Below are 16,590 nucleotides of genomic sequence, written 5' to 3'. Positions count from 1 at the left end.
TAGGAACCTTTTATGTTAGTGAATGATTTTACTTCCTTTTGCATTCTCAACAAATTTTTCACTTGATTTATTAATTGGTGTTTTCAGTAATAATGCAGCAACAATCATAACTACTACGAAAGCACTTAGTACAAGTAAATCTCGCGTTACGATATCCCAAAGCATTCCACCCACTGTTTCACGAATTGCACTAATTGCGTATGTGAATGGTAAGAACGGATAAAGTGCTTGGAAGAACGCTGGCGTCATTTGAATTGGGAATGTTCCACCCGATCCTGCTACTTGTAGTACAAGTAAAATAATCGCCATCGATTTCCCAACGTTTCCGAAAATAGAAACGAGTGAGTATACGATACAAACGAAGACTCCACCAATAAATAAACTAAATAACACAAACCAGAACTTATCGACTACGTACGTACCGAGTAAGAATATATCTCCCATTGATACGATAAACGCTTGTGAAAGACCTATCGTTAAGAATGTTAATAAACGTCCGAAGTAAATTTCATGGCTCTTATAATTCGCACCTTCTTCGTGCACTTCTACCGTTAATAATGACACCATTAATAATGCGCCTACCCATAATGCAAGCACTGTATAGAATGGTGACATCGCTGAACCGTAGTTCGGCATTGCAAATAATTTATTCTCTTTTAAATTTACTGGATTCGCAAAGTAGTCACTTTGCTTTTCAACATCATTTTTCAATAAGCGTATGATGTCTTTTAAATCCTCTTCAGATTCAAAATCACGAATTTTATCTGCTAATTCTTTAATCTTTTTCTCAGTCTCCGGCATTTCAGTTTTAATGTCTGCTAGTTTCTTTTTACCGTCTACTAAGCCTTTTGATGAATCTTCTAGTAATTTTTTAACATCTGGAAGCTTTTTGTCTGCTTCTTTTAAAATTTGAGATGTGTTTTTAGACATCTCTTTTGTACGAGCAATTGCTTCATTAAAGTTTGGAACGATTTCTGAATCGTACTTAGCTAAGATGTCACCTATTTGACCCGAAACATTTTTAGATACTTCATTAATGCTCTCAATAACATCTGCCGCTGGTTTTTGACCTTTATTAATAGAGTCAATTCCTTTATCAGTTAAATCGATTCCTTTTTGAAGACCATCTTTTATTTTATTCACTTTAGAAATCATGTTATTCGTGTTCTTATCACTATTTACATCTGCTAAAACTTTATTTGTACTTTCCAGAACTGGAATCATGTCGTTAAATAAATTCCATGCTGCTTTGAACTGTCCATTTAAATCATTTAAGGCTACTTTTGTAGAGTCTAATCCATTAACACCTGCGTTGCTTAAGTCTTCTCTTGCTTTTCCAAGTTCTGTTTTTAATCTGCTGTAATCACTTACAGCCTTATCGTACTTTTCTCTACCATTGTCTAATGCCTCATTGGTTTGATTTACTAACTCATTCGCTTTTTTTATATCTTGATTTAAATTACCTCTAAGTTGTTGCGCATCTTCTTTTACACCTTCAGCCTTATCTTTCAATTGCTCGGCTGTACTTACTGCTTTTTCAAAATCAGTTACGAATGTTGCATTATAATCTACTTCTGCTTGATTTACCAAGTTATTTATTGCATCTAATTTTTTATTAGTAGCATCTCTTACATCTTTTTTCACTTCTTGCCCTGTACCGATAATATTGGCAATATCTTTAACGCCACCATTTGCATTTTCGATAGCTGATTTAAGGTTTGTTAATCTTTCTATTCTCTTTTGGAAGAATTCTTTTCCAAAATCAGTTGATGCCGACTCTTTAAATTTAGTAAAGACATCAATTACATATGAAACACTATCCGCACGTCCTTGCAACGTCTCAGAAACATTATTAAGATCTTGTTTCGCTTTTTCCGGATCAAAATTACCATTTTGTAACCCGTTTATAACACCTTGTGCGTAAGTTGTTCCAACACGTATTGAGCTGAAAACATTATTTACAGTTTGATCAATATTTTTAGCAATATTCTTATACCCATCACCATTCACTTGCGGTAACGCTGGAATTTCTGGTATTTGCGGTATTTGTGGAAGAGTTATATTAGGTAACACTGGGAATTTAGCTGGATCTGGAAGTGTCAGATTAAAATCAAATGAAGGATTTTTTAAGTAATCTGTAATTTTCGCTGCAGCATCCAAGCCCTGCTTCGTTACAATTAAATTATTCTTAATAGTTCCCGGAGCACGATTCAATGTTTCATCATTTCTCGCAAAGAATTTATCTAAATTCCCTAACGCTTCTTGCCCATCATTAATAACACTTTCTACAACCGGTAACTCTTTTTGTGCTACCTTCACAACATCTTCTGCTCGAGTCGCATCATCTAACGCCTTATCCATCAATGTATTCATTTCTGGGAACTGCGCTTCTAACTTAAAGACAAGATCTTTTACTTTCTCGATACTTGGTAAGTTTGTTTCTAAATCGATTCCAAGGTCATTGAAGATTTTAAAAATCTCACCGTTCGCTGTTTTAACGAAGTTTTTACTAATTTCTTCCGTAATACCTGATGCACCTTTTGCTGTAATTTTCGGTGCAATCGCATTTACCTTTTCATTTACATAGTAATCAAGTTCTGGTTTCTGTGGATTTTCATCCAGAACAGTTGCAATTTTTTCAGAGAAGTCTTTTGGGATTGTAATGCTTGCATAGTAATCCCCGCGTTCAACTCCGTAAATTGCCTGCTTTTCGTCTACAAACTTCCAACCAAGATTTTTGTTTTTCTTCAGAGAATCTACAATCTCGTCCCCGATATTGATATCTTTCCCTCTTAAATTAGAGCCTGCATCTTGGTTAGAAACTGCAATGGGAACCTCTTTTGTATTTCCATATGGATCCCAAGAAGCTTTAATGTTAAACCATGCATATAACGATGGTAAAATCATTAACCCTAAAACAATAACAATTGCAGCCCAATGTTTGGCTACATTCCGTAAATCTGTCTTATAAATACGCCAAATTTGTTTCATAAAAGTTATCACCTAATTATATATTTTTCCTTCTTTAGAAAATGATACATACATTTTGCAATTATATCACTTTCTACATCGTGGATTAACCAAAAACGAACTATTTTTTCCCATTAACTTTGACTTACTACATTATATAACGAAGTGAGTCAAAGTATGAATACAAAATGACTAAATCGGTTTTACATTCAATAATAACAAATATATAGGAAATGTCATAAAAAATACAAGTATTTTCTCTTGGAAATACTTGTATTCCTCAAAAAAATCCTCACAGCTTTTCATCATCTGTGAGGATTTCTTCTATTATATATCTACTTGTACTTCTATATATCTACTTGTACTTCTACACCGAAATGATCTGAAATTACCTTTCGGTTTGTACCATTAAAAATGACTTTTGAAGAACGGACCTTTTCACTTTGGTTACACAGTATTAAATCGATTCGCAAATTATGTTTATTTTCATCCCAACCAGCAATCTCACCTTGGACAGTTGTTCCCTCATCCTTCTCTATCGCTAGTTCATATGTGTCATACAAACCTTTTTGCATCGTATACTCATAACCCTCGCCTTCCAAACGGGCATTGTTATTAAAATCACCCATTAAGAAGGCAAGCTCATTGCTATCTACACGCTCCATCAAACGATCGATTTGACCTTTGAATGATTCTTCTTCATCATTCCACCAACCGAGGTGGCAAGAGTAAAACGTGATGCTTTTATCATTATACGCAATTGTTGCACTTACAATTTTGCGTGTTTTCCAATACGTTGTATCCTTATTTTCTGATATAAAGAACGTATTTTCTTTTATAATACTATGCTTCGTTATAATCGCTAATCCTTCTTCATACACATCATAACCAATATGAGAGAAATCCCAAGTAATATTGTAATCTTTTACATGTAACGCTTTTAACTCTTCTAATAGTAAAAGTCCAAAATTATCTTCTTTCTTGTTACCGCATACATTTTCAGCCCCTATCGACTGACTGACTTCTTGCAATGCGATGACATCGTACTCTTCTTCTTGAATGACTTTAGCAAGATATTTTATCTTTTCCATTTGATTTTCTTCTTGCCAAGAGTGACAGTTTAAAGTTAGCAATTTCATATTATTACGCACCTAACATATCTTGAATGTCTGACTTTAATACGTCAGCTTTCGGGCCATATACTGCTTGTACACCTTTATCTTTTACAATCAGTCCTAAAGCACCATTTTGTTTCCACTGCGCTTCTGGTGCAACAACATCTAAATCTTTTACTGTTACACGTAAGCGCGTCATACAAGCATCTACGTCAGCAATATTATCTTTTCCACCTAATAAATCAATAACTTTTGTTGCTAATGAACCATCTTGTACATTTCCTGTTCCTTCTGATGCCTCATCTTCGTTATCAATATAGTTACCTGCACGTCCTGGTGTTGGTAAGTTGAACTTTTTAATTAAGAAGTTGAATAATGTAAAGTTCAGACCGAAGAATACTAATGAAACGATAACGAAATTGATTAAATCTCTAGTTAGTCCTGCATTAACCATCATCGGTGTACGAGTAATTAACTCAATAAATCCAAATGCGTGAACACGTAAGTTAATTAAATCTGCTAACGCGAATGCAAGTCCTGTTGTAATTGCATATACAACATATAATACTGGAGCAATAAACATGAACATAAATTCAATTGGTTCTGTTACACCTGTTAAGAATACTGCTAAAGCTGCCGATAAAAACATTGGTTTATATTTTGCACGTTTTTCTTTATCAACATTACGGAACATCGCGAATGCAATACCCATTAACGCTGCTGTTGAGCCGATAACTTGTCCTGCTTTGAAACGAGCTGGTACAACATTATTTAATAGATCGTTATATGCTTTCGTATCTCCATTTGCTAATAAGTTATTTAAATCTGTAATCCATGCAAGCCATAATGGATCTTGTCCTGCTACAATTTGTCCAACTTTTGAGCCAGTTAACATCGTATATGTTCCGCCTAGCTCTGTGTAGTTCATCGGAATCGTTAACATATGGTGTAAGCCAAATGGTAATAGTAAACGCTCTAACGTTCCATATACAAACGGTGCAACAACTGGTGCGCTATCTTTAGATGCTGCAATCCAGCGACCAAATTCATTTAATCCACTTTGGATGAATGGCCATAAAAGTGATAATACAATTGCAGTGACTGTAGACCAAACAATTACAACGAATGGTACGAAGCGTTTTCCGTTAAAGAACGCTAATGCCTGTGGCAGTTTATTATAGTTATAGTATTTGTTATATAAAGTAGCTCCTAAGAAACCTGTGATAATCCCTACGAAAACTCCCATGTTTAATGCTGGTGCACCAAGTACAGAAGTAAAGTAATCTTTTACAATTAAGTCCCCTGCTAATACTGAAGAAACTTTCGCTTTTGAATCCGCTAACATTTCAGCGTTTACGCCAAATATAGCTCCTGTAATTCTGTTTGTTAAGACGAATGCTAATAGCGCTGCAAATGCACCACCTGCGCGATCTTTCGCCCAAGATCCCCCAATTGCTACTGCGAATAAGATGTGTAGATTAGTAATAATTGCCCAACCGATGTCTTCCATTACGCGAGCGATTGTATGAACTGCGTTAATATCCCCAGCAGACATTCCAATTAACTTACCGATAGAAATCATTAAACCAGCTGCTGGCATTACAGCTACAACAACTAATAACGCTTTCCCGAACTTTTGCCAAAAATCAAAAGACGTAATTTTCATCTGTTCTTCCTCCCCTTTATTTATAACAACATAATGATTTAAATTATAATTTCTGTTTCTGTTATGAAAACGATTCCTTATGTTACTTCATTTTTATCTTTACGCAACCGTTTTCATAAATCTATTTTAATAAAAGCGTTTTCACTTTGCAATAGAAATTTATTATTTTTCATAAAAAAAGATGCTCTAAGAGCATCCTTTTTTATTATGAAATACGATAAACCCTTGTTTCATAAGGCTTTAACGTGATTGAATTTACTTGTTCATGTTCCGCAACTTCATAGTTATTTAAAAGCAAACGTTTGCGTTCTAGTGCAAATGAATCCTCATTATATACAGCTTCCTCTTTTGAGATATTACTAATTACAATGATTTTTTCATCGTTTAATGTACGAGTATATGCATAAATTTGCGGATCATCTTCTAAAAGTAAATCGTACGTACCATAATTCAGTACATCGTGCTCTTTTTTCAAGGCAATCATTTTCTTATAGAAATTGAAAATAGAGTTATCTTCATTCTTTTGCTTTTCAACATTAATTTCTTTGTAGTTTGGATTCATCCCAAACCAAGTTGTACCTGTTGTGAAGCCAGCATTCACCTCATCGTTCCACTGCATAGGTGTACGTGAATTATCGCGGCAAGAAGCCCATATAATTTCCATCATATCTTGATGAGATACACCCTCTGCAATTTTCTCACGATATAAATTTTTAATTGCTACATCATCGTAATCTTCAATATTTGGGAATTGAACATTTGTCATCCCAATTTCTTGTCCTTGATAAATAAACGGTGTACCGTGCATAAAGAAATACATCGCTCCAAGAGCTGTCGCACTTTCACGCCAATATTGTTTATCATCTCCCCAAGTTGAAACGATACGTGGCTTATCGTGATTCTCAATATATAAAGCATTCCATCCTTTATTTTCCAGGCCTTTTTGCCATTTCGTTAATACTTTTTTCAGTCCTACAACATCAAGATCTTTCTTCTTTTCTGCATCCCATAAGCTTAAATGTTCGAATTGGAATACCATATTGAACTTACCTTGCTCTTCTCCAACCCAAAGCTCAGCATCTTCAATCTTAACACCATTCGCTTCACCGACAGTCATAATATCGTACTTAGAAAATGTATTTTCTTTTAACTCTTCTAATAAAGGTTGAATACCATCCACATTCATATGTTTATCAAAAGATGGTACATACTTTAGTTCTTTTGGATTTGGCATATCTTTGAAACCATCTTCTTTTTTAATATGGCTGATTGCATCCACTCGGAAACCATCAATTCCTTTATCAAGCCACCAATTAACTGTATCGTATAACACTTCGCGAACTTCTTTATTCTCCCAGTTTAAATCTGGTTGTTTACGCGAGAATAAGTGTAAATAATATTGTCCTGTTACTTCATCATATTCCCATGCCGAACCGTTAAAAATACTTTCCCAGTTGTTTGGTTCCACACCATCTTTACCATCATGCCAAATATACCAATCACGCTTCGGATTGTCTTTAGATGAACGTGACTCAATAAACCATGGATGTTCATCACTCGTATGATTAATAACTAAATCAATAATAAGCTTCATATCACGCTTATGAACTTCATCTAGTAAAGCATCAAAGTCTTCCATCGTACCAAATTCATCCATAATATCTTGATAATCACTAATGTCATAGCCATTATCATCATTAGGTGACTTATACATTGGACAAATCCAAATTACATCTATACCTAAATCTTTTAAATAATCCAGTTTTGCAATAATACCTTGTAAATCTCCAATACCATCACCATTTGAATCCATAAAGCTACGCGGATAAATTTGATACGCAACCGCTTCTTTCCACCATGTCTTTTTCATAGTCATTCTCTCCTTTTGCATCCCATCAGAATTTTATGCAAACGTTTTCGTAACACTATCATAACAAAATATGAATAGTTTGCAACTGTTTTCATTGAACTCTATGTAGATTCCTTATTCTTATGCTTTATTTATTTCTCACAAAAGCAAATCTCATTCCTCACCTGCTCTTGTCCACGCACGTTACATACACTTCTCATATATTAATAAAAAGCACTGCTTGTTTTAGAAAGGAGTGATACATTGAAACAAACAAAATTAACAGGTCGTATCGTCGTTCCTTCAGACCCAGACTATGACGTAGCCCGAATGAATTTAAATTTAAGCATTCCAAAACTCCCTTGCGTTATTGTTTTTTGTCAAAATCAAAATGATGTCTGTAACGCCTTAAAATGGGCACGCGAACGTCATGTACCATTTCGCTTAAGAAGCGGACGTCATAGCTATGAAAATTTTTCTCTTTTAAATAGAGGACTTATTATTGATGTGAGTGAAATGCATCGCATTACTGTTAATACAGATAAATTAACAGCAACAATTGAAGCTGGTGCAAACCTTGGCACTGTCTATAAAGAACTTTGGAATTACGGTGTTACAATACCAGCTGGTACAAGTGCAAGCGTTGGAATTGTTGGATTAACACTTGGCGGTGGCATCGGTATGCTTTCACGCTTATTTGGATTAACATGCGATCAATTAGTAGAAGTTGAAATAGTACAAGCGTGTGGTAAATTTGGAGCAAAAATCATTCGTGCAAACGAACATGAAAACCATAATTTGTTTTGGGCGTGTCGCGGTGGTGGTGGTGGAAACTTCGGAATTATTACTTCTTTAACTTTTCGAGTCCACCCGATAAAAAATGTATCAATCTTCTCAATTACATGGAAATGGGAAGATTTTATCGCTGCATTTCAAGCGTGGCAAAACTGGGCGCCTTATATAGACGAACGACTCACTTCATCCATTGAATTATTCGCAAAGCAACAAAATAAAATTGAGGCACAAGGTGAGTTTATTGGCTCTCCCTCTGAACTCTATTCCTTATTATCTCCCCTTCTTGAGACAGGTACCCCTACTCTCTTTATAGATGAAGTTCCTTATATAAAGGCTGTTGAATTTTTTAACAGTGGTAACATCCCTGAAAACTTCAAGCGCTCTGGTTCCTATGTATATAAACCTATCCCTCTTAAAGGCATTCAAATCATGCAATATTTTCTTTCTCATGCTCCAAATAAAGATGCGAGTATTTGGCACCAATCTCTCGTAGGTGCTGTTGAAGATATTTCGCCGAATGAAACGGCTTATTTTCATCGTAAAGCAATTATTGCTCAAGAATACATTACCTCTTGGAAATGCGATGATGAAGAAAATCGAAATATACGCTGGGTTAAAGATTTACGAGAAAGCTTAGATCCTTATACACTAGGTGACTATGTCAATTGGCCCGATATTGACATCAAAAATTGGCAAACTAGTTATTATGGCTCTAATTTTCAAAAACTACGCAAGGTGAAAAGCCTATATGACCCATGCAATGTTTTTCGTTTCCAACAAAGTATTCCACCATTTCATACGTAAAAAAAGGAAGAACAGCATGCTGTTCTTCCTTTTTACATTGAAAATCGTTCAATTGTTTGTTTCAAATCCGCTGCTTGCTTCTCTAAATCCTTTAACAATTGATCGATTGCTATCATATTTTTAGATTGTTGCAACGTCACACGTGCTACTTCTTGCGAACCAGCTGACGTTTCTTCAGCAATTGCTGCTACAGCCTTCGTCTGCGCTCCTGTTTGATGAATGTGACTCACTTGTTCGTTCATATAGCTACTAATTTGCTTCGTTGCATCGGCAACTTCCATAACACTTGTTGACATTTCTTTTAAAATTAATTCCGTAGCTTCCCCACGTTTCGCCTCTTCTTTAGCTATTTTCACTTGTTCTGTCATTTTCATTGCAACTTGTTGTACTTCCTCTTGCATATTTCGTAATAACTGCGATATGTTTCTTGCAGAATGATCACTTTCATCAGCAAGTTTCCGTACTTCTTCCGCAACAACCGCAAAGCCTCTTCCATGCTCTCCTGCACGAGCAGCCTCAATAGAAGCGTTTAGTGCTAATAAATTAGTTTGGCTAGCAATCTCACTCACAACAGATACAATGTGTTCTACTTGTTTCATTCTTTCCTCTAACTTCTGTACATTTTGCATTGAATCTTCATTTTCTTTCGCCAATGTTTGAATACCTTGAATTAAAGACGTAAAGACACGAGTACTATGCCCTAAAGCTTGAACCATTTCTGAAGACAAATCATCAGACTGTTTCGCTTTCTCTTCTACTTCACTTGCAATAGAAGTTGTTGTATCAACAGCAGAAACAATCGCTTGAATTGATGCCGCTGATTGCTCAGCGCCAGAAGAAATCTCTGCCAGAGTTTCAGAAACACCTCGAGCTTGTTTTGTCGCTTCCCCTGTTTGTTTTCTAATTTGCTGTACTTGATTGTTTGTATACGAAAATGTTGTATCAATATTTTTTACCATGCCCCTTAAGTTCCCTAGCATCATATTAAATGCAACACTTAAAGATTTAATTTCATCATCAGTCTTCGGTAACGGAACATCTTCACGAATATCTCCTTCAGCCGCTTTTCTCGCCGCCTCTTCTAACTTTCGAAGCGGTTTAATTAAAAATACGGCTGCTCCATATGCTAAAATTCCAGACCATACTACCCCTAATAACATAACGATAATATTATATGCAGCTTGACTTACATAACTTTGAAAATAATCATATATCACATAAATAAAAAATATACTTGTTGAATATGTAATTAAAGCTAAAACTGTAGTGAATAGCATAAGTTGTGTACGTAAGCCAAAGGAAAATGTCTTCCTTTCTTTTTCCATCTCTTCTTTCCCCCTTTTTATAAGTAATATAAGTACTACCTATATATTATTATCCATATTTTCATTATAGAAGGATATAGGGATTTCAAAAAATTATTATTTCCTTTAATATCAAATCCACGAAAAAAATAAAGGATTCTGACAATTTATGACTAATAACAGAAATAAGGGGCAACATTTGTAAAATATATTTTTGACTGGGGGTTTTGTATGATTCAGGTTCGAAATCTAGTAAAATCATTCGGCTCACTTGATGTTTTAAAAGGAATTGATTTAGAAGTAAACGAAAAAGAAGTTGTTGTTTTAATTGGCGCCAGTGGTTCCGGTAAAAGTACATTACTTCGCTGTCTTAACTTTTTAGAAATGTACGATGAAGGTGAAATTCACTTACAAGGTGAAAGAATTGATCCAAAGCATTCAAATTTAAACAAAGTCCGTGAAAATGTCGGTATGGTTTTTCAGCACTTTAACCTCTTTCCCCATATGACCTCACTAGAAAACATCATAGAAGCACCTATTCATGTAAAGAAATTAGAAGCAGCAAATGCAAAGGAAATTGGAAATCAGCTTTTGCAAAAAGTCGGTCTACAAGATAAAGCAGATGTAACTCCCCACCTCCTGTCAGGTGGTCAAAAACAGCGCATTGCCATTGCACGAGCTCTTGCTATGAATCCTAAAATTATGCTATTTGATGAACCCACCTCAGCCTTAGACCCTGAACTTGTTGGAGAAGTATTGCAAGTTATGAAAGAACTTGCTGAAGAAGGAATGACTATGGTTATTGTTACTCATGAAATGAATTTCGCAAGAGATGTGGCTGATCGTGTCATTTTTATGGATGATGGAAAGATTGTAGAGGACGCTCCGCCAGCGCAATTCTTTTCAGCTCCATCACATGAACGAGCAAAACAATTTCTACGCAACGTTTTATAATGTAACTTCTGTTTCAAACGAAAAGAAATACATTCATACGGTGCATAGCTAATCATCTAAATAAAATATCTCAATAACATACTTAAAACCATCCGTATGATCAATATATAGGAGGGGTTTTATGAAAAGAAAACTATTAACCATTGTTGCGAGTATTACATTATGTACATCCTTTATACTAGGAGCCTGTAGTAAGGAAAGTGCTACTACTTCTTCAAATGGTGAAAAAGAATTTCGTTATGCGATGAGTGGCTTGTATAAACCTTTTAACTATAAAGAAAATGACGGAAAACTTGTCGGTTTTGATGTGGAAATAGGTGAGGCACTTGCGAAAAAAATGAATATGAAACCAACACCTATTACAAATCCATGGGAAACGCTAATCCAAGGTCTCAAAGCGAAAAAATATGATGTAATACTGGGCAGTATGGCAATTACAGAAGAACGTTTAAAAGCTGTTAATTTCTCAAATCCTTATTATCGTTCTGGTGCCCAAATTTTTGTAGCTAAAAAGAATACATCTATCTCTTCTCCAGAAGATTTGAAAGGTAAGAAAATTGGTGTTGTAAAAGCTAGTACCTTTAAAGCCCTTGTTGCAAAACATACAGATCAAATTACAGAATACGATAGCGATATTACTGCACTTATGGACTTAGAGCCTGGACGTATTGACGCAGTAATCACAGATCAAATGGTTGGTTTGCGCATGATCAAAGAAGGTAAATCAAATATAAAAGAAGCTGGAAAACCATTAAACCTTGATGAAATGGGAATTGCTATTCGTAAAGATGATAAAGAAATGGTTGAGAAAGTAAATAAAGCTTTAGATGAAATCATTAAAGATGGTACGTATGAAAAGATTAGTAAAAAATGGTTTGGGCGCAACATTCTTGGTGAAGAGGAAAAAACAAAGTAAATTAGCTAATCAAATGTTCCATGAATTATGCCCCACTTTTTATCCCGCTATTTATGGGCAGTAAAACTCCCAATTAGTGTGGGTAAATAATCAGTGGGGTATTTCATTCCCTACCAAAATCCATACAATATGAGGTGACACATATGTTTGAAATTTTTATGTCTACTTATCCCACACTCTTAAAGGCTACTATTGTCACATTACAATTAACACTAACATCCCTATTACTTGGTTCACTAATTGGATTACTATTCGCTTTTTTTCGAATCTCTAATAATAAAGTTTTAAATAGTATTGCTCACGTATATATCGCCATTATTCGTGGTACACCTTTAATTGTTCAAATCGCCATTCTCTATTTCGGTATTACATCTATTATTGTTTTCACCCCTTTTTGGGCAGGAGCAATTGCTTTAGCAATCCATAACGGTGCATATATTACTGAAATTTTCCGCGGATCCATCCAATCTATTGACCGTGGACAATTGGAAGCTGCTCGCTCTCTAGGTATGCCGTATCCTTTAGCGATGCGCCGCATCGTATTACCGCAAGCATTTCGTCAATCTCTTCCTCCTTTAGGAAATCAGTTTATTATTGGATTAAAAGACTCTTCCCTCGTTGCATATGTAGGATTGTCCGAATTATGGGGATCAGGTTTATCAATTGCTGCAGGTAACTTCCAACAATTAGATACATATATAATCGTTGGTTTATATTACCTCGTACTTGTTCTTCTATTTACTTATTTTGTTAACCTTTTAGAAAAACGACTACAACGAAAAGAAACAAATTCAGTTCAAGTTAGTGCAAAGAATAAAAAAGAAGTCTCTTTATAAGAAAAAGCAAGCCAGAGATGGCTTGCTTTTTCACTGCAAAAATATATTAATTTTTATTGATTTGCTTTTTTAATGCTCTCTTCTTCCTCTATATGTTCCTCACGATATGAAATATTATGAGGATCTAGTCCATTTCCTAAAGAGCCATAGAAATGCTCTCTATGCGGATCCACTAATTCACTTCCTTGATAATACACACGTGGTGTATTCCATAGCGCCGCCAAAGCTTTTGTCATCGGCATCTCATGATAGCGTTCCGGCCACATTTCTTTAATTTTCTCTTTTACTAATGGATAGTATTTAGAGCTCATAGCAGGGAACAAATGGTGTTCTGTATGATATGAGAAATTAAAATGTAAAACGTCTACCCAGCGCGGCACTGTTACTGATAAACAGTTTGCTAACGGATCATTTACTGGAACAATTGGATTTAAGCGGTGATTTGTTGCGATATATGCCATTACAATAAAGTTAGCAATTAACAATGGAATCACATATGCAAATAACCACTTTCCAGGTCCCATAATAAACAATAAACTAATCCAAACAGTCCAAGGCAAAAGAAGTTGAAGCCATACAGATTTTTGATTGGATGACTTGAACTCTTTTATAAAATGAAAGAACATTCGAGTCGAATGCAATGTAAATTGAATTGTTAGTGATAGAAAACTAAAGAATGAACGTACATGAAGAGGCATGCGATATACCCAGCTCAAAAACTTACTCTTTTTAAGCTTCTCAAGTGTAGGCCATGCATCTGGATCATTCTCTTCATGTTGTGTATGAACGTGATGCGTTGCATTATGCCATTTTCTCCAAAGTTTAGGACCTGTTGATAGTGGCATAAATGCAATCGCTCCTAAGAAATCACGCAGCCATGCCTTTCTTACAACAGTTCCATGTAAAATTTCATGCCCTAAAAACCCAAGTGAAGCAAAACATAATCCAAGAACAATCGCAATTCCTAGATTCGCCCACACATTCAATTCAAATACACCAATTGATATTAACCCCGCCAATGCCACAAGCAAATAAGCCAGTCCACCAAACAGACGAGTAGGAACTGGTTTAAATGCCTTTTTCGGCAAATGTGGTGATACACGTGCTGCATACCACCCAAACGTATGAAGCTCCTTCATCCTTTTGCCCCTTTCTTATGCCGCGCCTTGCGCAACTTACATATATCAATTCTTGCTTCCAGATTGATTTTACTAGGTGATTAAAAAAGCCTCTATTATAAGGAAAATATACTCACTCTATCGTCACTTATTTTTCGCTTTTATTATCAATGAAAAACATTTCTCTTTTTACTCTCTATCAACCTTTCCACATGATAAATCATATCAATAGAATTTCCACATTGTCAATAACTTTTATGACCTAGTAATAAAAGTTGGTTATATTTTTATAATTATACTTTATTTCACTAAAGAAAATGTATAGATTCCATAAGGATTCACCTACTATATATAGACATTTTCTTAAACGCCATAGACTCTATCTCATTCAATAACTCTCTATGTAATCAACAAACAGAATCACTTAAATTTAGTTTTATATAAATCCTACTTCTTCATAATGCCCCACCTAATTAATTATATTAAAATAATTTATGACCTCTTTTAATAAAGATAGACTACTTCTAAAACAACACACATGAATTTCATATAATATGGAAATATTAAAAGGAAAATTGTTCTAAAATCAGGAGGTTTCCGCAATGACAAGTGATACATTTCCACAACTGCCGCTATCTTATTGGATTGAATCTACTCAGTTTCCTACTTTCTCTCGTTTATCCGAAAATATAAAGACAAAAGTTGCTATTATTGGTGCTGGTATTACAGGTATTACTACTGCTTATTTACTTGCAAAAGAAGGCATCGATGTTGTGTTAATTGATTCTGGGCTTATTTTAAATGGAACGACTGGACATACAACAGCAAAGGTAACAGCACAACATGATCTTATTTATGATGAATTAATAAATCATTTTGGTGTAGAAAAGGCCGGGCTTTACTATGAATCAAATAATAAGGCTCTACAATTCATAAATGAAACTGTTCAAACATATAAAATCGACTGTAATTTCTCAAATGAAGATTCATATTTATATACAACTACTGATAATGGATTAAGAAATTTATCGAAAGAATATGAAGCTTATCAAAAATTAAATATACCTTGTGACTATGTTCAATCTCTATCGATTCCTATTCCAGTACAATCTGCGCTTGTAATGAAAAATCAAGCACAATTCCATCCCCTTCTTTATTTAAAAACACTTTTAGAAAAGTTTGTGGAGATGGGCGGAAAGGTCTACGAACAAACAGCAGCTATGGATGTGGAAAAGGGAGATTATCCACAAATAATTACAAAAGAGGGCCATCATATCACTTGTGAATATATCGTCTCTTGTTCACATTTCCCTTTTTATGATGCGAATAGCTTTTTCTTTACGCGAATGTACGCAGAACGCTCCTACGCTCTTGCAATAAAAGCAAAAACGGAGTATCCAGGTGGCATGTATTTAAGTATTGATGATCCAAAGCGCTCCTTACGCTATATAAAAAACAATGGAGAAAAATTAATTTTGATTGGCGGAGAGAGTCATAAAACAGGTCAAGGAATAAATACGATGCTTCATTATGAAGCACTCTATTCTTTTGCTGAAGCAACTTTTGGAATAGACGAAGTTCCTTATAGATGGTCAGCACAAGATTTAATCACTCTAGATAAGCTTCCTTATATCGGACATATTAACGAAAGAAATCCAAATATATTTGTTGCAACTGGATATCGCAAATGGGGAATGACAACTGGAACTGCTGCCGCTCATTTACTGAAGGACTCCATTCTAGAAGTCCACAATCCCTATAAGGAACTGTATGCACCATCACGCTTCCATGCAAATCCAGATATAAAAACGTTCCTCTCCCAGAACATTGATGTTGCGAAACATTTAATTGCAGGAAAGATTGAAACCGCATTACGTAAGCCAGAAGATCTCGAAGTTGGTGAAGGATCTGTCGTGCATGTTAACGGTAAACGAGCAGGTGCTTATAAGGACAAAGAAGGAAAATTACATATCGTCGATACAACTTGTACACATCTCGGCTGTGAAGTTGAATGGAATAATGGTGATTGTACTTGGGATTGCCCTTGCCATGGTTCTCGTTTTTCAATTGAGGGAGACGTTCTTGAAGGCCCAGCAGATCAACCGTTAAAACGAGTTGATAATGAGTAAACAAATAAAGAAGTTCAACAGAATTACTGTTGAACTTCTTTATTTGTTATAAAACCTTTTCAGATAAATTCCGACACAAGGAGGAAAATATTAACATAAAACAAAATAATATATTCATGTACAAATAAAAGGGG

Annotated in this window: 10 protein-coding genes and 2 pseudogenes; 5 read left to right on the top strand and 7 right to left on the bottom strand. The window is 35.1% G+C overall.

All coding sequences use genetic code 11. The features are described from left to right. Positions 1–15 precede the first annotated feature (15 nt). The 4 genes from ATN06_RS02210 to ATN06_RS02195 all read right to left on the bottom strand — a co-directional run bounded on the left by ATN06_RS02210 (position 16) and on the right by ATN06_RS02195 (position 7,621). Positions 16–2,991, bottom strand: a complete 2,976-nt coding sequence (locus ATN06_RS02210) for a YhgE/Pip domain-containing protein (protein WP_060629373.1) — start codon at positions 2,989–2,991, stop codon at positions 16–18. Positions 2,992–3,317: 326 nt separating this feature from the next. After that, positions 3,318–4,109 carry an endonuclease/exonuclease/phosphatase family protein gene (locus tag ATN06_RS02205; protein WP_060629372.1) on the bottom strand — a complete coding sequence of 264 codons (792 nt, stop codon included), beginning with the start codon at positions 4,107–4,109 and terminating at the stop codon, positions 3,318–3,320. Between the two features lie 4 nt (positions 4,110–4,113). After that, positions 4,114–5,751: a PTS transporter subunit IIBC gene (locus ATN06_RS02200; RefSeq protein WP_060629371.1), complete on the bottom strand. Its 1,638-nt coding sequence runs from the start codon at positions 5,749–5,751 to the stop codon at positions 4,114–4,116. Positions 5,752–5,956: 205 nt separating this feature from the next. Continuing rightward, complete coding sequence (locus ATN06_RS02195; RefSeq protein WP_060629370.1) at positions 5,957–7,621, bottom strand: glycoside hydrolase family 13 protein; 1,665 nt, start codon at positions 7,619–7,621, stop codon at positions 5,957–5,959. A gap of 243 nt (positions 7,622–7,864) precedes the next feature. Between ATN06_RS02195 and ATN06_RS02190 the strand changes: the two genes are divergently transcribed. After that, complete coding sequence (locus tag ATN06_RS02190; RefSeq protein ID WP_060629369.1) at positions 7,865–9,199, top strand: FAD-binding oxidoreductase; 1,335 nt, start codon at positions 7,865–7,867, stop codon at positions 9,197–9,199. Positions 9,200–9,231: 32 nt separating this feature from the next. Here ATN06_RS02190 and ATN06_RS29760 read toward each other — a convergent pair. Together ATN06_RS29760 and ATN06_RS29755 are read right to left on the bottom strand one after the other, a co-directional pair. Beyond that, positions 9,232–9,804, bottom strand: a pseudogene (locus ATN06_RS29760) (methyl-accepting chemotaxis protein); the annotation flags it as partial. A gap of 369 nt (positions 9,805–10,173) precedes the next feature. Next, a pseudogene (locus ATN06_RS29755) lies at positions 10,174–10,359 on the bottom strand (HAMP domain-containing protein); the annotation flags it as partial. A gap of 375 nt (positions 10,360–10,734) precedes the next feature. On the opposite strand from ATN06_RS29755, the gene ATN06_RS02180 reads away from it, so the two are divergent. The 3 genes from ATN06_RS02180 to ATN06_RS02170 all read left to right on the top strand — a co-directional run bounded on the left by ATN06_RS02180 (position 10,735) and on the right by ATN06_RS02170 (position 13,209). Continuing rightward, entirely contained in the window at positions 10,735–11,457 is a 723-nt protein-coding gene (locus ATN06_RS02180; RefSeq protein ID WP_000616936.1) for an amino acid ABC transporter ATP-binding protein, read from the top strand. Positions 11,458–11,578: 121 nt separating this feature from the next. Beyond that, positions 11,579–12,373 (top strand): ABC transporter substrate-binding protein, encoded by a 795-nt coding sequence (locus tag ATN06_RS02175; protein WP_029437294.1) that lies wholly within the window; start codon positions 11,579–11,581, stop codon positions 12,371–12,373. Between the two features lie 143 nt (positions 12,374–12,516). Continuing rightward, entirely contained in the window at positions 12,517–13,209 is a 693-nt protein-coding gene (locus ATN06_RS02170) for an amino acid ABC transporter permease (protein ID WP_060629367.1), read from the top strand. A gap of 53 nt (positions 13,210–13,262) precedes the next feature. Here the strand turns inward: ATN06_RS02170 and ATN06_RS02165 are convergent, their stop codons facing one another. Next, on the bottom strand, positions 13,263–14,348 hold the full coding sequence (locus ATN06_RS02165; protein WP_060629366.1) for a Delta(10) desaturase DesB: 1,086 nt from the start codon (positions 14,346–14,348) through the stop codon (positions 13,263–13,265). Between the two features lie 581 nt (positions 14,349–14,929). On the opposite strand from ATN06_RS02165, the gene ATN06_RS02160 reads away from it, so the two are divergent. Next, on the top strand, positions 14,930–16,456 hold the full coding sequence (locus tag ATN06_RS02160) for an FAD-dependent oxidoreductase (protein WP_060629365.1): 1,527 nt from the start codon (positions 14,930–14,932) through the stop codon (positions 16,454–16,456). Positions 16,457–16,590: the final 134 nt, after the last annotated feature.

The sequence above is a fragment of the Bacillus thuringiensis genome (assembly GCF_001455345.1).
GTDB lineage: Bacteria > Bacillota > Bacilli > Bacillales > Bacillaceae_G > Bacillus_A > Bacillus_A thuringiensis_N.
The sequence above is the reverse complement of the archived record's forward strand: the minus strand, read 5'-3'. Positions and strand labels throughout refer to the sequence as shown.